We start from the raw sequence: 18,794 nt of genomic DNA, 5'->3' as shown, positions 1-18,794 counted from the left end.
GAGCATCCGTTGAATGGGGCTTACGCCCCATCGGTTAGCCTGCAGCAGGTGCGGTGAAGGTGATTTCCTCACTCGATTTAGCAATACCATCAACAGTACCAGTGACCGTGAAAGTACCAGCCGTATCGGAGGTAAGCTTGACCGTCGCCCCACCAGCAGAGCCGGTTTGAGAACTGGCAGTGCTGAGCGTGCCGCCGCTTGAATTCCAGGCAACGGTTTTGCCGGAAACACCTGCGCCGTTTAGCATGTACTTCAGGGAAATGGTGACCGCATCGGTGCTGTCAGCGGTAGCGGAGGTTTTATCCGCTGACAGCGTTACTCCCCCGCTGCGGATCCCAGCTTAATCAGCACGCCAGCCGTAGATTTGTTACTGGTGAAGTGCTTCTTCCAGTTACCTGCAGTGCCGATTTTGGTCAGGTCCGGGTTGTCACCTTTGGAGGTATCCCAGCTGTAACCCAGCAGGTCGACATTCACCACGCCTTCAGCACGGTACCCGATCGCCAGGTTTTCCTGATCGTTGATGTCGTAGGAACGGAACCCCGGAGCCTGAGACTCAGTAACAGTCACCGCCCCGGTCACCAGCCCGAGAATCGCATCCGCGTCCATGGTGTCGGTCACCAGCACAGGCTTACCCAGCGTGCCCGGCTGCCCGCCGTAAACCACCACACCCGCTTCTTCATAGATTTTGTTGGCAATCGCCTCATCCACGATGTCGAAGTAAGTGGCGGAGTGCATAACGAAGAGCACGACACGGTTGAACTTATCGCCGTACTTACGCAGGCCGCGCGTCAGGGTCTTCTTGCCGTCTGTTTCGATATCGGCGGTGACCACCATATCCGCGTTGGCGCCAATAGCAGCCGTCAGCGCCTTCAGGCCGTATTTCACGTAGCCTTCCAGCGTCGCGTCAGCCACATCAGTGCCGATCACTTCGGAGAACTCGTCAACCGAGCGGCCGCGGCGTTTGAACGCTTCTTCAGTAGTTTCGTATGGACCGTATTTCCACGGCGCTTTGACGGATACGGCTTCACCGGCGCCAATCTTCTTACCCGTCACCTTTTCGGTGGAGTTAACGTCACGCGATTCGATTGAGCCGCCCACCTTGTAGAAGGCACGCTTGCGGAAGTCGCCTTCAATCAGTTCGTTATCCAGCAGGATCGCGCCGTTGGAGGACGCGTTGAAAATTGCCAGGTTGTCCTGGCGACGCTCGAGGAAAGCGGTCTGCGCCAGATCGTCATAAATGATCAGGTCACTATTAACAGTGGTAGACATGGGTTAATCCCTTATTTCGGAAGTTTGAGGAAGGCCTGCTGGCCATGCTTGCGGATGTAGTCCGCTTTGTCGCTGGCGCTCATTTCGGAACGTTTCAGGCTGCCAACGCCGTTTGGTTTGTGTCCGCCCGCGCCGGTGCCTTCTGCGCGTGGGAACAGATGCGGAGCCGTCTCCTTAAGAGACTCCGCCCACTCAAGCGGGCTTAGTGGGGTTTTGCCGTCTTTACCGAACAGAACATCGCCATTTGCATCAACTGCTACGGCCTCGCCTTCGTCGTTGAGCTGGAATGTGCCTTTGGCACGCAGAATCAGATCGTCGGATGCTTCCGGCAGCGCGCCAGCTTTTGAGGCTGCTGCACGGATTGCATCGCCCAGAACTCGATCCCGGAATTTGTTGGAGAACGCTTCGGCTTTGTCCGCGCGTTCATTTGCGGCTTTAATCTGCTTATCAACGTCAGCACGCAGACGCTCGGTGCGCTTATCGAGCACCTCATCGATTTTTCCGGCGGCAATCAGCTTTGCCTCTTCGTCGTCGGAAAAACGCTGGAGAATGCCGCGCACAGCATCAGGATCGATACCATCGAAGCGTGACAAGGTTTCTTTTTGCTGCTTGATGGTACCCAGCAGCTCAGAGTTTTTCGATTTCAGGCCCGTGACTTCGCTGGTCACACGCTCATCAATCAGCTTCTGGATTTTTGGGGTGATTTCGATACCACCGCCACCGCTGCCCTCGCCGCCGCTTTCAGGTGCGTAATATTTCAGAAGCATGTTTCGAATTAACATAATTTCCCCTCGGGATTTTGCCGGGCCTCGCCCATAAAAAAGCCCCGGCGGATGCCAGGGCGTGGAGTAAGATGTGATTGTTAGTTGTCTGTGCCTGAGAGCTGCTTCAGCCGTTCCAGGCTGATCCACTCGCCTTTGTCAGTGAACATATCAGCAAGGTCGATTTCACCCGCGCGGAACAGACGTCCACGCTCGGCACCCAGAACCTGATCCTGGCGTTGTGCCGACTGGCGCGCGAGCCATTCCAGATACGAGGTTTTAGCTGGCACCTGGCCATCCATGCTGGCACGAGTGCCCTCGTCCATCTCATCAATATCAATGCCGAGTTCGCGCCAAGACTTGAGAATCAGAGTTTCAGTAGAACGGCAGCAGAAATGAATCTTCCCGGGTCCCTGCAGGTAAGGCACCTTATGCCCGACCGGTTTGTTATCCAGGGTGTAACGCAGCAGGTCACGAATAATGCAGTCGTGGCTGGTTTTATTGTCCAGCGTAGACAGCCACTGTTTGCCTTTCACGATATCGCTGTTGGCACTGGTGAAGCTGTTGCGCGCTGTGGCAGCCAGATGATTCACAGCTGTTTTAGCGATGCTGGCGGCGTTTGCCCTGCTCATCTGCAGCGCCCCGTCGCGATAGTCTTTGTTGGCGTGGCCACGAACATTGCGCGCGATAGTTTCTACCGTGTCGCCAGCAAGATACCCCCTGCGGACGGCGTTCACGATACGCGCCAGCCTGTCCGATTCCAGATTCTCCGCCCACTCACTCAGCAGCCGCCCCTGAAAGGGTTGCGCCATCGCCGCGGCATACACCATATCGGCGGTGATGCCCTGCAACGGATAGTGAGACAGGACCTGTGATGGCAGAAGGGAATCGAACAGGTTCAGCTGATAACTGGCTTCGTTCTTTGCCAGCGCCACCAGCTCACTCTCGAGCCCTGCCTGCATGGTGGCTACGGCCTGATGGTTAAGATCGCGCACGCTGCCCAGTAAACTCTGCAGGCGATTAACTGTGAAGCTCTCCGGCGGCAATCTGTCCAGCGCATCCAGCAGGCGTGCCGACAGTTCTGCGTCCGTCTCGCTGAGCAACTTCACCATCCGGTTTGCCACTCCAGTGGCGTAGCGGCTTAACCAAACGGAATGCGCGATAGATTCATCACGCAGGCTTTCGTTAATGGTGGGCATATCAGCCTCCCGTCAACGTTGGTGCCTGATTGCGAAGCGCATCAATAACCTCGTCCGGGCTGTCTGCCGGGTCAATGAGATCGAGCTTCTGCAGCGAGCGAATCATATCGCTATCGCGCAGCGCACCGGACTGCCAAGCGTTGACAATTGCCGTCACCATGCCCGACTCGGCAACCTTAGCTATGAATTCCTGATTGATGGTGTAACTCGTCGTTTCGCCCTTGATGCCGAGGTATTTCGCACACCAGCCAAGCGCCAGCGTATAGGCCTCAGAAACGTTCGAAACGCAGATACCGAGCACCGATGTGGAAGATGTTTGCTCACCACTCGCCTGCGTCGCAGTCTTCGCCGTGGCGTTCTGCTCAATCAGTCGGGCGCCCAGCTGCACCATGTAATCGCGCTTACTGTCCATGGCCTCTTTAGCCAGCATGTTCGGCTGCGCCTGGGCATAGCCAAACGAGCCCTCCTTGGGAAGCAAAAGCGGTGATCGGGAACCAATTTTCACGCCCTTCTTCTCGAGGTGGTCGCGCCAGTTGGTATCGAGCCCAGTCATGTACGGCTGCACCTGGCCACAAAACCATACGCTGTCTTCATAGTCAGCGCTGTTTCGGTAATGTCCGTGGTTTATCTCCACCAGCGCGGCCAGGGGGGAATCATCGATAGTGGGATCGTTGTTCTGAGCACCGACAAAGGTGAACGGGATTTCGTCCCAGTAGTCCTTTCCTTTCGGCTTTGGGTGGTACTCACTATCAACAGTGTAGGTTCCGCTCGCGGTGCCACCAGCCCGGCGCCACACTCGGCAGATGAACCGGCCTTCTTCCAGCGCCAGTTCGCGGTACTGGATTTCATCCTTATAAGCGTAACCATCCGGTTCTTCTACGCATTCGCGCAGGACCACCAGCACCAGCTGATCGCGTCCGTTAATTCGCTTTGTTCGCCAGTTAATAATGTTCTCTGCCGGATAGCGGAGGATGATCGCCTCATCGGATGCTTCTGCGTAGTCAACATAAAGCCCCTCTCGCGCAACTTCCAGCACGTTCTCGGTCACCAGTTGTGACTGCTGATAGATGCTGGTACCGGCCCCGTCAGCATTGTCCAACAGGTATTTCAGTTTTTCAGGACCGTTAAACGTGGGGTCCTTGCGATATGCCATCCCAAGCATACCGATCTTCGTATTACCGGCAATGGCGTAGAACACCGCTCGGCTCAGATAGTCCTCATTACGCTTTTTATTGCGTAATGATTTATCGGTTGGGTCGAGATACGGCAGATACTTATTACCTGCCGCTTTTACGGCCTCGGCCCCTTTGCAAAAGTCCCTGTATTTCCGCCAGGCAGCAGAAGCCGCCCGGTGTTCTGGTCGAACCCAGGTGATGTCGTCGTTTGCCATATCAGAAAGTGGTGTCCATGGTGATTGAGTATGCCGGTTTCACGATCGGGTAATCCTTCACGATGAAATACCCGCCAGCATCATTGGGGTGATCGTTATCCGCTGATTTATCCGGTTCGCCATTTGCCGCCCAGATTTGCTGCTCGAGGCTCTCGGTATAAACCGGGCAGTTCTGGACGTTGACCAGATAGCGGCGTTCGCCGTTGGCGTTACAGAACATGGCGTTCATCGAGTTGATACGGTCTTTAACCGGCGGGTTAGCATCATCAACAATGACGCTGAATCCGGCTTCGTTGAGCTGGGCGATATCGGTCTTACTGGCGTTCTGGGATTTACGGGAGTCGCCTGAGGCATCCGGATAGATGTAAATCTCTCGGCTCTTCACATATCGCCCCTCCTCGTAGCGCCAGAACTCTTCCTGAATGCGCTTAATCATTGCCGGTGTGTCGTAGACCTTCACGAGTTCACGAACCGCACGCGGCAGGCCGTTACGCTTTACGTGAACAATCGCGGCCATTTTCCCCACGTTGAAGTCCATACCGATGAAGAGCGGATCCCCATCCTGAATCTCTTCAGAACAGTTATTCAGCTTGCGGTTAAAGGTGTGGTAAATGGTCCCGCTGTTGAGGTTGGTGAATTTCCCGCGCAGGTATGCCTGAATCAGTTCGTCAGGATAAGAACTCAGCAACGATGGGATGTAATCAGGCGGTAGATTCTTCGCATTGTCGAACGTGCTGGCCTGTATGAGACCGTACAGGGCCGAGAGCTCTGGTTTTTCACGCACCGCCTTCACGAACTGCTGGTAGACGAATTTAAACCCTTCCGGCGTGGTAGTGACGTCAATACCGTTACGCAGCCCATCAACCTTATAACGCATACGGGCTATGATTTTTCGCCACGCCTGCTGCGCTTTGGCAGCCGCCATGACGTCCAGCTCATCCACCATCGCGTTACCGATTTTAAAGCCGACTATCGAGCCGGGCTTCTCCATCGAACGGCAAATTGTCGTCCCGCGGTACCGTCGCCCCTCGTAGAAGTGAACCTCTTTGTTCCCCTCGTTAATTTTGACGCTTAAACCCCAGTCAAATGCCACCTATTCAATCGTCGGGTAGAAGATGTCACGGATCTGCGGGTACGTCGGCGCGAAATAACCCTGGTTAATCTTCGGGTGTTCCCACATCCCTTTGCAGATCCCGCCACACCCCACCCATGTCTTACCGGAACCGAACCCGGCAACATAGGCTTTGAATTTGTGCTGCATCGCGAGGAAGCGCGCCTGAGGAATGTTAAGTGTCGGGCTGATCCCCATCGTCTGCCCTCGCATCCACTACGTTGATATTGATCTGCACTGGGGTCGGTTCATCGTCCTCACCATCACCGGCCAGCTCTTTACGGAGTTTCTCGACCTCAAGCTGCCGGCGTTCGATTTCAATTTTCTGCAGGCGCTGCGCGAATTCGCTATCGGCCAGGCCTAGGCGCTTCATTACCGCTTCGTACATGCGCTCGCGGCTTATGGCCGTAATCTCCACGCCACTCTTCCCCACCTTGACGCCGGAGTAAGCCAGCGCAGCATCAGGGGAAAGTTTCCTTGTGTCAGCGAAGTAAGGCTGGCCAATGCCATCGCCGTTGCAGCGCGGGCATTCTGGGTTTGGTTCTCGGTTGTGGTCGTAGCCATAGCCGCCGGAATCTTCGGGTTCACGTCTGTCACGCTCAACAGCCTCGAGCCTCTTCTCTTCGAACTCAACTGCATCGCGCCACTGGTAATGGTGACCGAAACCCCAGCAGTAACGACACGCACCGCGGCGATACTGTGAAAGCTGGTTTGCATCGAAAGTCGCGAGCTGCCACATCTGCGCCAGGACTTCATCAGCACAGCCAAGCGTGCGCGCAATGGAGGCTTTCTGCTGCTGCGCAATGGCCTGGGCAACGTTAGGATTCGTTATGAGCTGACGACCGTAGTTTGGGTCACTATAGCCAGCACGTGCAGCGGCAGCGGTGGCGTTGTTGTCCTTAAGGTACTCCGCGACAAATATGCGCTGCTGAGCGGTAAGTCCATCATCATCCACCAGCTCAACTGCGCTTTTATCTTTCTGCGCAGTGCGCATTTTTTTCTGCGCAGGTTTTTGCGCAGTTTGCGCAGTTTGCGCAGAAGGTTTTTTAATATATCGGCGGGCAGTCGCGTAGTTCAGTCCCTGCGCTTCACACCATTCCTTTGGTGATACGCCGTTTACGGCATGTTCGGACAGGAACCGTTGCTGAAGCTCGCCCCAGTCCGGCTTTGCCATCTTGATGTTCCTATTTTTAAAGCCATTAAAAAAGCCACTCGAAAGTGGCCTTTTTAATGACTACGAAAAGTGCCATGGACGCACTCTATACTCTTTTGGAGGACAGAGCCGATTCCCAATCAAATTTATTTTTCAGGCCTACACTTCGTTCAAGCGCCCTTAGTTTTATCAATAGATCCGCTTTCTTTGCTGCGTCAAATGACTGATAGTAAGGCGAATATTGCTCAGCCATTTTTGTGAATATCAGAGAGGAATGCTCAAGCCCTCTTAATCGCAATTCTTGTTTTATCTCGGCAACTAAATGTTCAAAGCTACGCATAAGCCCTCCGCATATCTGTTTAGGATTTTAAGCATAGCCTCGTTGGTTTGTTTACAGCTAATTAAAAAAGTTACCTCTTAGTGGTATGTTTTCCCTCTAATTACCCCCTGCGGGGTTATTCTTGGTTTATCCGCTATGGTCATTACAATGGGTCTTCCCATTGCGATGATCATAAAAAACCGCCCTTAGGCGGCTTATGTAATTTATTTACCAAGAAAATTGTTCCGGCAAGAATCCACTATGTCTTCAATTGTATTACCAGGAATTCGTTGGTAAGTAGTAGGAATTCTATGCCAGACGTATATGGTATGGCCATTAGGCCCCTGAGAATTCACGCGGGCAATATGAAAAATTTCTGCATGATAAACAGACGAAGCTTGGTCAAAGTAGATGTCGTATTTAGCCTCATGCCCATTAGAGTTTTCAAATTTGACTGTGCTAACCAGATTAAAAGTGCTCATACATCCTCCTTTTCAGATAGAACTGGAAGTATCGACTTTTTGAAGATTTTCTTTAGCATTCATTATCAAGCCCACCCGCAGATGAGCTTTGCAATGGCCGTCATTCTGTGAAAATCAGTTTTGGCTGCGTCAGCGAGAGGATATGACTGAACTCCAGCGCAAGCAGTTTCTTTTCTCGCTTCCTGGCATTCATCATCTTGCTGCCGATTCGCGCCTTTACTTCAGATTTGGCAACCTTCAGCGCATGTCGATGCTGGGCCTGCTCACCCATTTCATGCCAACGAGTCAGTTGGTCCGCCATCCAGTTAAATGCCTGTATATATCGCACCTTGATTAGTGTGGCGGCCGCACCAGTAAAGCCCATGACCACCAACATGTAACCGTCCTTTGTAAGTTTGAACATGGGCTGAGCATCGCCATTTTTATCAATGAAATCAGCCTCCTCAAAATTGAGGGCGGCGAATTCTGGCGGGCACTCTGATTTCACCTGCCTGATTTTCCGAAGTACGTTGTCATGACGCTTACAGAAGTAATCAGCAATCTTCTGACTGGTAGTGAACGCTTTCCCCTGAATAGCCATCACCATCTTCGAAAAGTCGAACTCTTGGACTAACACTGCTTCTTTCATAGCGTTTTACCTGCTCTTTGAGATGAACCGTTGCCGCATAGGAAGTCAGCTCACCGAGGCTCGCCAGCACTAACTGACATCCTCAACGGCTCATTCGAAAGGGTCTGGTTCGGTGGTTAATTTGCGCATGCGGTGCACGTTTTGCTGCGGCTATAAAAAAGCCCTGCATTTCGCGAGGCTTGATTAAATCATTTATATTCAGATAGATATAATCACTCATTGAATAGATATTCGTTGAGATGAATAGCAATAAATAGATATGAACAACTGAAATATTTTTTTCTTTTGCTTATTTGAGGCACTGCGCTTTGATGTAGTCCTGCAGGTAGCCTACCTGCTTCGTCACAGTAGTGATTCGTTTTCTGAGGGTGAAATAATCCCGTTCAGCGGAGTCAGTAAGTCGGGGGCCGGAAGCATCGCCCAGGCCGCCGGCGCTGGTCTCTCTGTTCGCGGGACATCTGGCGTTGACGTGCAGCCCACACTTACCAGAGCTAACGCAACGCTGCAGATCTTCAAGCTGAGATTTCGCATCGGACAATTCCTTCGTGTATTTAGCATCCAGCGCAGCGACATCTCGCTGTCGGGTCTGCATGTCTTTGATAGTGGCGTTCGCCAGGATGAGTTTCTCAGTGGCTATATCGCGCTGGTCTTTATAAGCGATGGCGTTGTCTCGGTAGTGGTTAATCGCCCATGTCATAGAAACCAGCAGGCAGATAACGACAGCGCAGATGATGGCTGTTATTCGACTCATTTCTGGCCCCACTCGCAGACTTCGCGCTCAATCTCCCGGCGCGTTACTCACCCTTTCCACTGTTTGCCTCCAGCATGAGTCCAGCGCCGCAGCAGATCGCATGCGCCTTTCTGGTTCCCATGTCCACCAGCTCATCTGCGCTTTTTTCTTTCTGCGCAGTGCGCGCTATCTTTCGCGCGTAAATTTTTGTATTTTGCGCAGTAGCTTTCTTGATATAGCGGCGAGCTGTTACATAATTAAGGTTATGTGCCTCGCACCATTCCTTAGGGGATATGCCAGTAGCAGCGTGATCAGACAGGAACCGCTTCTGCAGCTCGCCCCAGTCCGGCTTAGCCATTGTTACCTCTAAATTGAATGAATTTTAGACGTCACTGATAGCTTCATTATTTGAAGCAACGACGTATTTATCTCAAATAAATCTTGAAATGAGGATTTAAGCTCATGAAATATGTATAACTACGATGACGTACAGAAAATCAAGGCCAATCTCGAGTGGATAGTGCATCAAGCCTCTGCACGGACTCATCTGCACACTGAGCATGACCAAATAGTCATTTCTGATCTAATGGAACTCATCCAGACATATGAAGCTCTTCTTGACCTCGTAAGCAAATTTGGTGCTTCTGTCTTAAATTCGGAAATCATTGCGGGTCTAACGATCACAGAGGAATTCATTGCTAAAGTTAAGCGAAATGATGGTGCAATGTGAGCGACCAACACACTGAGTGACGATTGATTTGTGTTTGAAGCTTCAAACTGGTGGATTACAGTTTGAAGCTTGGGTTATTTAATTGCCGTACAGCCGGTTGAAAAGCGCATTTTTCATCGCATCAGAATCAATCGGATCCACGTTTAACCAGGTCAATGTCTCACGATTCTTTTCTGCATTGAAATCAGAAAACACACCATGGATATCACCGTTATCAGGTGAGTAGAGAACAGCAATATTCTGTTCTGGACAGCTGTGTGGTTTACATCCTGACAGAGCAATATACTTTTTGCCCGCAACTGTTACTTCGGTTGATGGCGTGCTCGTACCACCACTTTTTACCCATGCAGGTAATTTGTTTTTACTAATAAGCTGGGAGTAGCTTTTAGACGTACTTTTTGCACTGGCGAAGTCAGAAAGATACTGCCCCTCATCAGCGACAGCATTGAACGAAACTAAAGCCATAGCAGCGATAATCACTTTACCTTTCATGTTAATCCTCATTCCATAAAGACACCTCAACTTTATACCTTTGCAGTCGCCATGTCAGCCCTATGGATAATCAGAGCATTTGAAGTTACTGCCCGGCCCAAATGATTAGGTAAGGATTATCTTAATCACTAGCGCTTATGCTTGTTGATTACTGCCTGGCTGCCAGACTGTTCAGGACTCTGATGCGGAGAATGCCAACTCCAGGGAATCATCGATAAAAAGAGCATGTGAAACTGAGACTCCTTTAGCTCTCCTTGCGAGGGCTTTTTTTTGGATAGTGGCGCTTCGCTTGCTAAATATTGTGTGTTTTCTAAAGTTAAAAGGTGGCTTTGCTATGTCAGGTAAAGCCGTCGTTCAGAAATACCCGTGTGCTCAAGGACGAGCCATCCCTAGTTCTTTCTTTCCAGCTCGATCTGCCTTATGCCAGCGAAATTATTGTTGCCCTTCTCAATAACGGCCAGTAGCGGCTTAATCCACAAGACTGCCTGGCAGTACGTCATTGAGCTGGCGGCAGCGGCACGATCATCGGCTGTGTCAGGTCTGTTGGTATCGGTGTGCAAGGCGCTGGCACGTAAACGGTGCGCGTATTTGAGCAGCCCACCAGCAATGTCAGCAGGAACAGGCAGATCACAGGTTTTTTCACGGCGGAGAATCTCCCGGTATTCGATTACGGTTTCTTCGGTGCTAGTGTCTATCAGGGCGTTAAGCCGGTAGGCATGTTCGGCTACCTGATTGAACCGATTAAAGTTGAATGCCTGGGTGGCGATCACCTGCTCCTGCAAAGAGTTGTCGCTTCGCAGAACGTCGTTATCGCTCTGAAGGTTCCTGGCGTCCGAGCAGCTCTTAACGAGGGCGACCGAAAGGCCAGCAACAACGACTAGGAAGATTAGAGACGGGTTAATTTTCACTGGTCTATCCCCCAGCACGTCAGTGCGCTTTCCTGATCCCGCCGCTCAACCTGACCATAGCAGCCATTCTTCTGGCCTTTAGTCAGGCGACAATCACGGCCGCCGTCTTTAATCCACCAGCGAATTGCCTCGCATGCCCCGTGGCGGTCACCAGCATTAATGCGCTTATAGAACGTGGACGGGAAGCATTTACCCGGCCCGATGTTGTACGGACAGAAAGATGCGATTCCAGCCTTCTGGGGTTCGGTTAGCGGTACCGAAATATTGCGGTCAACCCATGCCAGAGCCTTATTGCGTTCGATAGCATTCACCTGATTGCATTTGGCCTGAGTCAATTTCATGCCCTGCACAACCGGTTTACCATCAACCATCGTTGCGCCGCGGCAAATAGTCCAGATACCACCGCCATCTTTGTAGGCCGTGAGGCTGTTACCTTCTTTCTCATTCAGAAACTGATCGAGAATGACGGATGCAGGAGCACCAGCCAGTACCAGCCCCAAAACTGCAGTACTCAGCTTTGCTCTGGATCCCATCACTCACCTTCCTTTTGTAATGCCTCAACGACCACGCTTGCAGCGGCAGGACGCTCGTGAAGGGGTTTATCACCAACGCCTTTCAGGTAGTCATTGACCATTTTTGTTCGCTTCTCATCCTCTCTACGCCTGCGGTTTGCATCTACCCGCCCGTTAATGTAGGAGGCAAGCGAGATAAGCAGACCAGCAGCGCCAAAGAACATGAACACTAGATCCTGAGTGGTAAATCCAATGGCTGACGCCAGAGCTGCTACCCACGCGAAGAACTGCGTGAAGATGTTCCCTGAATCATTCATTTTCATGGTCTCTCACCTCGCTAGGCGCGGGTGCTGATTTTGGAATAAAAAAAGGCTGCCAAACGGCTGCCTTGTGAGGATTTAAATCTGCTGCAGCTTCCTTCTCCTGAGAAGTGCAATAGATTAAATAATCCTTAAGAAGATCTATTTAACTCCTTAAAATAATTAACTTTTCACATAATTTTTAAATGTTATCATTTGCGTTAAGTTAATGACTTATCCTCGCAGGGAAAAAAGAGATACAAGCAGGTAGCACTGGCATTATTCATGCGGAGAAGATTGATGTCGTTCTCCGCACTTTTTTTGTGCACTGAGCTAGCTATCAAATGTCCACCAGCCATTACATTAGTGACAGAAACATGATCAGACATTTAGCCCCCTCTTTCCTTGGCTACCCCATTCAGAAAATTTGAATGGAGAGAAAAAAAGCCCGCTCTTTTGAAGCGGGCCAATGAGTTGACTATTTGTAAGGTAGGTGTGAGTGAAACCAATACCTCAGTAGTGAGACTGTATCGACTGATTCACATTAGTATCAGGAGAACCACCGGGCATTCAGTAACTTCTCACGACTTAAAGAGTAGCAGTAGTTTTCCAAGCCATAAAAAAAGGCCTGCTTTTTATGGCAGGCTCTCAAGGAATTTGAAACTTGTATTGTTGTTGTCATGGTGCCGGGTGCCTCCCGGTGACTCTACCCCAGTCAGCAAAGACGCGTGCATACCTGCAGATAGCAGTTGACTGGAACGCCCTTTCGCTTAGAAAGGATTCACCACGTGAATAAATTACGATTAATTCATTCACCCGGTCAATACTGTTCACCATTCACAAAAAAAAGCCTGCTCGGACAAGCAGGCATAAATAGCTAAGTTGGCAATAACTGAGGGAGTGGTGCCGGGTGCCTCCCGGTGGAAATGATCACAGCATTCATTTCCGCGCGCTGGTTGGACACTCTGGAGAAATGTCCTGCTGAACCGCCCCTCCGCTTAGGGGGATCCACCACAAAAACGCTTTCAGAAACATCCATTCCGCAGGATGCTTAAGAAGCATATGTGCAGTATGAAGAATCTGCCACATAATCAGATGAATATATTCATCTAAATGGTAGAGGGAGAGGGCCTTCAATCACCTCGGCCTCTCCGTTGTCGCAGATGTCGTCACCCTGTGTCAGATGCCAAATACCATTAAAAGTAAGTCCCGTCTCAAGGTCTTCAGTAACGCCATTGCTGAAGTAAGCAACCTGAATCCTGCCGTTGTGCTGAATCCAGTAGAAACCTTCTTCCATATTCCCTCCTGCGTTGTTGGGGAAATTCTAAGTCACCGCAGGGTTGAATGGTTTTAGATATTCTTAAGTCGCTATTAAGCAAAATAGCCCCACGGGGTTAACCGCAGGGCTTTAAACGAAGGCAATAACCCATCGTTAAAGCAAAATTACCACAGATTCGGGAAAAGTAAATAGCTCACGATAAAATAACGCCCTATTTTGTTATCTGCTTAAGCTGTGCATCAGCCCATGCCTCTTCGATGTCAAACTTGGTGATTAGCTGATCGTAAAAGGGCTTAACTGACTTCTTCCAGGTATCGAGGCTGATTGCATCCGTTATCCCACATACAGCTGCGTAAGCCTCAGTTGATGGAATTCGTTCATAACCTCGGCCACTGCAGCGTTTGCAATTAGCCAGAACCGGAACGCCCTGCTGCTCTGTAAGAGCCTGATTAACAGCTTTCCCGCGGCCATGACAATCTTTACAGGCACAGCTTACTACCTTCTTCCCCTTACACTGAGGGCAGAGAACGCGCGCTACCTCCCTGACCTGCCTGTGCACCTCATACTCAGAAGGACGAATATCCTCCGCGCCCATGTTCAAAGACATCTTCACGAATTTCTTCTCTTTTGCCGGAGTGTGAGACTTCATGCTGTAGACCTCAGCATCAATAAACCCTTCCCCATTGCAGCCATCGCACTGCTTCACGCTGGCGGCGCTGCGGGAATAATCCTCAAACGCGAAGGTGGCCAGCTGGTGCATTACTAATGGCTTAACCCTAGCATCCAGTTTGCGAAGCGCAGCAACCCGGTCGCACTTGGTCAGCGCATACTGGGCCAGCAGTTCGATCGCCCTCTCCCGATCGTTACTGCTGATCCCCATCTTTCCGAGAAAAGCGCTGTATCCCAAAGCTGCCCGTTCCTGCGTCATGCCCATCGCAGCCATGATATCCGTTCCGGTTAATGCATCTGATGCCGTAGTACGGGGAGAGTCGCTAATCATTGTCGATTTGGCGAAGTGATATTTGAGGGTGCTTTCAAGATTCATGCGGACTCCAGCTCGGTGATAGTGAGTTCTAATTTCCCGCCCTTAATGACAGGCATTTTCACAACGCGATAATCCACAACCTGGCAGTCATCCAGCCAGAATCCCGCCTTGGTTAAAGCGTCAAATGCAGCTTTCTGCAGGTTATCCAGATCGCGGCGCCGGCGGTCGGGCATGTAACATTCAATGCGGATTTTAATTGGTGCGGCCGTGCGGATATTAAGCCGGGCGCTTCGAATGACACTTGCGACCGCATAGCGGTACGCGACGCCATCAGCGCTAATATGTGTACGCCCGCGGTTGTGCCGGTAATACCGGTTGTTGCTCGGCGGCCAGGGCAAAGTGATTTGATATGTATTCACGTTCATCCCCACGTCCGGTTTCTCCAACGGCTATCCGGGCGCGCTGGTGTATTTGAGGTCGGAAGGAATGCACTGACAGTCCAGGTCACGTAATCCTGGTTAAGGCAGCGCTCTACTCTCACGCCACGAGCTTTGTAACGCTTAACCAGTTCGTCGGCCTGTTCGGTGCTGCAATCGGTGTGATGGAACCAGGTAAACTTCATATCATCACCCCGCGAAGCCAAGCAGCTGCGCGGCGACATTTTCGGCCTCATCGCGACTGCGGAATGAACGGGACAGGACCCAGCGCCAAAGAACATCGAGCGCAGCTTTATAGAGTTGCTGAAACTCGAGCTCGTCCATGTTGGCAAACGAGATGCTGCGAGGATGTTTTTTGAGTGTTCCGTCTGGCAGTTGAATGGCATCAAAGTGCCCTGCCTCAACGATAACCCAGGAGCGGTAAGCATCGAAAGATTTGCACAGGCTAATGCCATTCGTGACCCGGCGGTATGCCACCTGTTCCAGATACTGCTCAGCAGCATCGATCAGCGCGCCCTCATTCCCGCCATAAGAAGCCAGGAATTTTGCGTAGCCGGTGATCAGCTTCCGCTCGTTGCTAGAGATAGCCCCGCCGGTTGGTTCCCAGTATTCAAAACCGAGATTGAGAAGCGCGAAAAAGCGCCGGTAAAATGCCGGGTTACGCACCCGCCTAAACTCGGCAACAAGAACATCGCCGAGCCGGGTTTTGGATTGCAGGATATCGCTGGTCTCGGGTGTGGCCGGGATCAGTATTCCTGAGTGGTGTTTGATAAGTTGTAATTCTAGCGCCATGGTTCTCTCCGTGGCGCATCAGGTATAGGTTGTTCAGGCCTATTAAAGAATAATATCAGACGGTGGTGTAACTCGGTACCCCAACCGTTTTGCAAATTGCATAAATCCGTTGAGAGTGAATATTTCTTCCTCTTCGAGTAACGGTCTTAATGAAACTATTCCATTTACTCGATAAACCAGATATCTCCCTTCCGCCGGGAAGCTATAGATAACTGCTTTATCGGCCCTTCTGACCACGTCGTACCATTGATCATCTGCATTAAAGGCATCTGCATTACACACTATTTCCCCCAGAGCGACTTATTGACGCGGTAAACAGTAATCGGGAACAGCCAGGGGAACGCAAACAGCGATACTCTTTGAAACTGCTCCAGTGAAATTCACGCGATTAATAAAACCACTCGTCGGCGCTTTCCCAGGTCTCCTGCACGATTTGCTCAACCTCTTTCTTGTCGCCCCCGAAAACACTCAGACCATCATTGCTGGCACGCTTGATCGTTAGCTGACAATTATCAAACTGCTTGCTGAGCCTTTTGAGCAGTTCTGACTCTAGTGCAGGTATAGCTCCATCAGGAAGTTTCTTCATGCGATCAATGGCTAACTCGATTTTCATTTTTCCCTCCGCAACAAACACCTGTATGTATATACAGTATATTTATAAACGTATCTTACGGATTTTGCAACGATTAAAGAGTGTTAGAAGGATGGAGCGCTTCCAAGCTTGCAGGTATCGGTTTTAAGAACGATTTGGGCCAGATCTCAGATTTGGTGGTCTACACAATAGTTATGTTGAATAGATTTCAGAGGAGTTTAGTGCAGTTTCACTACTAAATTGTGGTTTCGATATGAGATTTATAAAATGAAAATTCGTAAAGGCTATTATGGAGCTTGCTGTTACTAAGCAACAAATTTGTCAGCAAGCTCTAAAACGACATGAAACATTACCAGTGCGTAATGTAATCCAACCGGTTATCGAAATTTACTGAGATGCAGGCACTCTATCATCTTGACGGAAAGCCTCGATCCCGGCTTTCTGACCATAAGAAAGTTCGAGTGTGTTGCCATCAGGATCAGCGAAGAAGACATAATAACCTACCGGTTCGCCTGCCTGAGCCGGTTCTTTTCGCAAGATGCCTTCCATTCTGGCCATCGCTACTTTATTGTCGATTTCTTCAATGCTTGAACAAGCTACTCCCAAGTGACCAAAATTACCTAAAGGGGTGTCAGTCACAGCATCAACCTGGACAAGGACAAGCGCAAAAGGGCGAGTTCGGTCACTTAACCATGCGACTTTACGTGCCTCCGGAAGGTCAGGCTCTCGCCTGTGTACGACTTCCATGCCAGCATAACGGCCGTAAAAATCGATACTTTTTTCCAAATCTCTAACAACAAACGCAACGTGCGTAAAACCGACATCAATCTCTTTCATTAGGCTAATCCTTTGACTATCTCCAGAATCGCCATCTTAAAAGCTCAAGTTAACTTGAGGTCAAGAGCCTTTCAATCAATGATTTTGCTGGATTTCTTGCACGTATTGTTCAATGTCGTTCAGGGTTGCAGCCTATGCTAACTAACTCCAGCAAAATGAAGATAAGGCCCGCTACACACAGAAGAAAAGATAAAGTTAAAGCCGCAATAAAAACCATTCGAAACTCCATGTAATCATTTTCACTACCAAAATCTTAGAATCAATTTTTACTTTGTCACGTGCGCATACCAGGCAATTTTTATGTTGCAGAGCCAAACATATCTCGCGGGCTTTAACCACGGTTATTGAATGGTTTTTTGTGAAGCATTTTACTCTTCATGGACAATTTTAATGTTACCGGACTCTTTTTTGTAAATTTTTCAGTTAAATAGCCCTAACTGACCTTTCGCATGCTACTTTAGTAGAAAATCCTTTAAAGTGTGCAACTATGCTTACCACTCTCATCTACCGAAGCCACCTGCGAGCTGATACACCAATTCAATCCATAGTTGACATGGTTAGTGAAGCCAATTCCCGAAATGAACGTGCGGGGGTAACTGGCGTTTTACTTTTTAATGGCGTTCATTTCTTACAGCTTCTGGAAGGAGATGAAACCGCTGTAATGCAAATCTATAAAAAAATTTGTATGGATGCACTTCACTTTAACATTGTAGAACTCTTATCCGATTATGCCCCCTATCGACGATTTGGTCGCTCAGGCATGGAATTAATTGATATAAGACTATTCAGTAAAGAAGAGTGTCTGGACAGGGTTCTTCAACGTGGAACAACCCAACATAAATTGCTTTACAACGACAGAGCATTACGGTTTTTCCGTACATTTATAGATTCTGCTGAGACAGACAGCTATTATGAACTTCCTGATAGATTCAGTTGGTTTTTTTCATCCGATCAAATAAATGTATCATCGGTTGATCCCGATATTATCGAAGACATGCATGCAGTTATAGACCCTCTGGCTGCTCAAATTCATTCTTTTGTCTTGAGTGCAAAATCAGATAAAGGCGATATTAAAGCCAATAATTTATTTTTTGATTTGGAATCGAAGAGAGACTTGTTAAAAATCGTAGGGAGTTTCATTACCTCTTCACAACGAGTATCAATAACACTCCTGCCTTTAACCTTACTGAGGGTGCCTGATGCGATTGAAATATTGCTCGATTATATCAGAGAAAGTAACTTATACCCAGAACAAGTTATAGTTGAGTTTTCAGAGAGCGAAATAATCCCTGAAATTGATGAGTTCGCGCATTCAGTGCAGATACTCAAAAGTTGCGGATTAAGCGTTGCTATTAATGACTTTGGTATGGGTAATGCAGGTTTATTGTTTCTTTCGAAATTCCAGCCTGAGAAGCTCAAAATACACCCGCAACTGATACACAATATACATAAAGAAGGTTCCAAGCAGGCTATACTCCTAAGCTTAATCCGCTGCTGTGAACTTTTGGAAATAAGAATCTGTGCTACAGGAGTCGAGCAGACAGAAGAATGGATGTGGCTCGAATCCGCTGGGATATTTTGCTTCCAGGGCAATCTTTTTTCAAAATATGATAAAAATGGATATTTGAAGATCTTCTGGCCAGAATCTAATGAATTCAGCGAATGTTAAAAAGAACTTGTAGACTTATTACTTTTTCATAGGATTAACGCAGTCATACTCGGTGGGTGTCAAGCTGGAAGCGGGTGAACTAATACATAGGGAAAAGTCAGCGGGCCCGGCGGGTGCAAAGGCAATGCTTCAGTACTCAGTAAGATGCGGTAAACCGAGCAGGCTTAGATTGTTGGCCTCATTTTCGCTCACAGGAACCAGTTCATCTCTATCCCCTCCC

At 49.5% G+C, this 18,794-nt stretch carries 23 protein-coding genes and 3 pseudogenes; 1 reads left to right on the top strand and 25 read right to left on the bottom strand.

Features of this window, described 5'->3' with window-relative positions; genetic code table 11:
• Nucleotides 1-34: 34 nt before the first annotated feature.
• The 25 genes and pseudogenes from LLF79_RS05345 to LLF79_RS05225 all read right to left on the bottom strand — a co-directional run bounded on the left by LLF79_RS05345 (nucleotide 35) and on the right by LLF79_RS05225 (nucleotide 16,905).
• Nucleotides 35-262, bottom strand: coding sequence for an Ig-like domain-containing protein (locus LLF79_RS05345; RefSeq protein WP_375542340.1), 228 nt, complete (start codon nucleotides 260-262; stop codon nucleotides 35-37).
• Between the two features lie 53 nt (nucleotides 263-315).
• Nucleotides 316-1,269 (bottom strand): major capsid protein, encoded by a 954-nt coding sequence (locus LLF79_RS05340; RefSeq protein ID WP_023344281.1) that lies wholly within the window; start codon nucleotides 1,267-1,269, stop codon nucleotides 316-318.
• Nucleotides 1,270-1,280: 11 nt separating this feature from the next.
• The gene (locus LLF79_RS05335) at nucleotides 1,281-2,051 is read right to left on the bottom strand and encodes a hypothetical protein (RefSeq protein WP_227879197.1); all 771 of its coding nucleotides are present in this window, start codon (nucleotides 2,049-2,051) and stop codon (nucleotides 1,281-1,283) included.
• An 80-nt stretch (nucleotides 2,052-2,131) separates the two neighbouring features.
• The gene (locus LLF79_RS05330) at nucleotides 2,132-3,229 is read right to left on the bottom strand and encodes a phage minor head protein (protein ID WP_061098070.1); all 1,098 of its coding nucleotides are present in this window, start codon (nucleotides 3,227-3,229) and stop codon (nucleotides 2,132-2,134) included.
• 1 nt (nucleotide 3,230) lies between these two features.
• A complete protein-coding gene (locus tag LLF79_RS05325) occupies nucleotides 3,231-4,619 on the bottom strand; it encodes a DUF4055 domain-containing protein (protein ID WP_227879196.1) in 1,389 nt (462 codons plus the stop codon).
• A gap of 1 nt (nucleotide 4,620) precedes the next feature.
• Nucleotides 4,621-5,928, bottom strand: a pseudogene (locus LLF79_RS05320) (terminase large subunit domain-containing protein).
• The gene (locus tag LLF79_RS05315) at nucleotides 5,906-6,904 is read right to left on the bottom strand and encodes a terminase small subunit (protein WP_062729441.1); all 999 of its coding nucleotides are present in this window, start codon (nucleotides 6,902-6,904) and stop codon (nucleotides 5,906-5,908) included. Before LLF79_RS05315 ends, LLF79_RS05320 begins: the two are co-directional and overlap by 23 nt.
• Nucleotides 6,905-6,989: 85 nt before the next feature.
• Nucleotides 6,990-7,223, bottom strand: a complete 234-nt coding sequence (locus LLF79_RS05310; protein WP_227879195.1) for a hypothetical protein — start codon at nucleotides 7,221-7,223, stop codon at nucleotides 6,990-6,992.
• 203 nt (nucleotides 7,224-7,426) lie between these two features.
• Nucleotides 7,427-7,684, bottom strand: a complete 258-nt coding sequence (locus LLF79_RS05305) for a hypothetical protein (protein WP_141237443.1) — start codon at nucleotides 7,682-7,684, stop codon at nucleotides 7,427-7,429.
• A 100-nt stretch (nucleotides 7,685-7,784) separates the two neighbouring features.
• A complete protein-coding gene (locus LLF79_RS05300) occupies nucleotides 7,785-8,312 on the bottom strand; it encodes a Rha family transcriptional regulator (protein ID WP_062729438.1) in 528 nt (175 codons plus the stop codon).
• Between the two features lie 289 nt (nucleotides 8,313-8,601).
• Nucleotides 8,602-9,063 (bottom strand): lysis protein, encoded by a 462-nt coding sequence (locus tag LLF79_RS05295; RefSeq protein WP_227879194.1) that lies wholly within the window; start codon nucleotides 9,061-9,063, stop codon nucleotides 8,602-8,604.
• A 47-nt stretch (nucleotides 9,064-9,110) separates the two neighbouring features.
• Nucleotides 9,111-9,182 (bottom strand): annotated as a pseudogene (locus LLF79_RS05290) (lysozyme); the annotation flags it as partial.
• 2 nt (nucleotides 9,183-9,184) lie between these two features.
• A pseudogene (locus LLF79_RS05285) lies at nucleotides 9,185-9,400 on the bottom strand (terminase small subunit); the annotation flags it as partial.
• Between the two features lie 450 nt (nucleotides 9,401-9,850).
• Nucleotides 9,851-10,264 (bottom strand): Ivy family c-type lysozyme inhibitor, encoded by a 414-nt coding sequence (locus LLF79_RS05280; RefSeq protein WP_127731159.1) that lies wholly within the window; start codon nucleotides 10,262-10,264, stop codon nucleotides 9,851-9,853.
• A 389-nt stretch (nucleotides 10,265-10,653) separates the two neighbouring features.
• A complete protein-coding gene (locus LLF79_RS05275; protein ID WP_227879193.1) occupies nucleotides 10,654-11,172 on the bottom strand; it encodes a hypothetical protein in 519 nt (172 codons plus the stop codon).
• Complete coding sequence (locus tag LLF79_RS05270; protein WP_227879192.1) at nucleotides 11,169-11,705, bottom strand: lysozyme; 537 nt, start codon at nucleotides 11,703-11,705, stop codon at nucleotides 11,169-11,171. Before LLF79_RS05270 ends, LLF79_RS05275 begins: the two co-directional genes overlap by 4 nt.
• Nucleotides 11,705-12,007, bottom strand: coding sequence for a hypothetical protein (locus LLF79_RS05265; RefSeq protein ID WP_014832171.1), 303 nt, complete (start codon nucleotides 12,005-12,007; stop codon nucleotides 11,705-11,707). Before LLF79_RS05265 ends, LLF79_RS05270 begins: the two co-directional genes overlap by 1 nt.
• A 1,081-nt stretch (nucleotides 12,008-13,088) precedes the next feature.
• On the bottom strand, nucleotides 13,089-13,280 hold the full coding sequence (locus tag LLF79_RS05260) for a hypothetical protein (RefSeq protein WP_047958756.1): 192 nt from the start codon (nucleotides 13,278-13,280) through the stop codon (nucleotides 13,089-13,091).
• A gap of 193 nt (nucleotides 13,281-13,473) precedes the next feature.
• Complete coding sequence (locus tag LLF79_RS05255) at nucleotides 13,474-14,307, bottom strand: antitermination protein (protein WP_227879191.1); 834 nt, start codon at nucleotides 14,305-14,307, stop codon at nucleotides 13,474-13,476.
• Nucleotides 14,304-14,666, bottom strand: a complete 363-nt coding sequence (gene rusA, locus LLF79_RS05250) for a crossover junction endodeoxyribonuclease RusA (RefSeq protein ID WP_227879271.1) — start codon at nucleotides 14,664-14,666, stop codon at nucleotides 14,304-14,306. Before rusA ends, LLF79_RS05255 begins: the two co-directional genes overlap by 4 nt.
• A 2-nt stretch (nucleotides 14,667-14,668) precedes the next feature.
• Complete coding sequence (locus LLF79_RS05245) at nucleotides 14,669-14,869, bottom strand: hypothetical protein (RefSeq protein WP_227879190.1); 201 nt, start codon at nucleotides 14,867-14,869, stop codon at nucleotides 14,669-14,671.
• A gap of 4 nt (nucleotides 14,870-14,873) precedes the next feature.
• The gene (locus LLF79_RS05240) at nucleotides 14,874-15,476 is read right to left on the bottom strand and encodes a DUF1367 family protein (protein ID WP_227879189.1); all 603 of its coding nucleotides are present in this window, start codon (nucleotides 15,474-15,476) and stop codon (nucleotides 14,874-14,876) included.
• A gap of 42 nt (nucleotides 15,477-15,518) precedes the next feature.
• A complete protein-coding gene (locus tag LLF79_RS05235) occupies nucleotides 15,519-15,758 on the bottom strand; it encodes a hypothetical protein (RefSeq protein WP_227879188.1) in 240 nt (79 codons plus the stop codon).
• Nucleotides 15,759-15,864: 106 nt separating this feature from the next.
• A complete protein-coding gene (locus tag LLF79_RS05230; RefSeq protein ID WP_014832176.1) occupies nucleotides 15,865-16,089 on the bottom strand; it encodes a DinI family protein in 225 nt (74 codons plus the stop codon).
• A gap of 366 nt (nucleotides 16,090-16,455) precedes the next feature.
• Nucleotides 16,456-16,905 (bottom strand): VOC family protein, encoded by a 450-nt coding sequence (locus tag LLF79_RS05225; RefSeq protein ID WP_227879187.1) that lies wholly within the window; start codon nucleotides 16,903-16,905, stop codon nucleotides 16,456-16,458.
• 487 nt (nucleotides 16,906-17,392) lie between these two features.
• Here LLF79_RS05225 and LLF79_RS05220 point away from each other — a divergent pair, with 487 nt between their 5' ends.
• A complete protein-coding gene (locus LLF79_RS05220; protein WP_023344298.1) occupies nucleotides 17,393-18,574 on the top strand; it encodes a diguanylate phosphodiesterase in 1,182 nt (393 codons plus the stop codon).
• Nucleotides 18,575-18,794: the final 220 nt, after the last annotated feature.

It is taken from the genome of Enterobacter cloacae complex sp. 2021EL-01169 (assembly GCF_020733125.1).
Lineage (GTDB): Bacteria > Pseudomonadota > Gammaproteobacteria > Enterobacterales > Enterobacteriaceae > Enterobacter > Enterobacter roggenkampii.
Note: the sequence above shows the minus strand (reverse complement) of the source record. Positions and strands in the feature narration are given on the sequence as shown.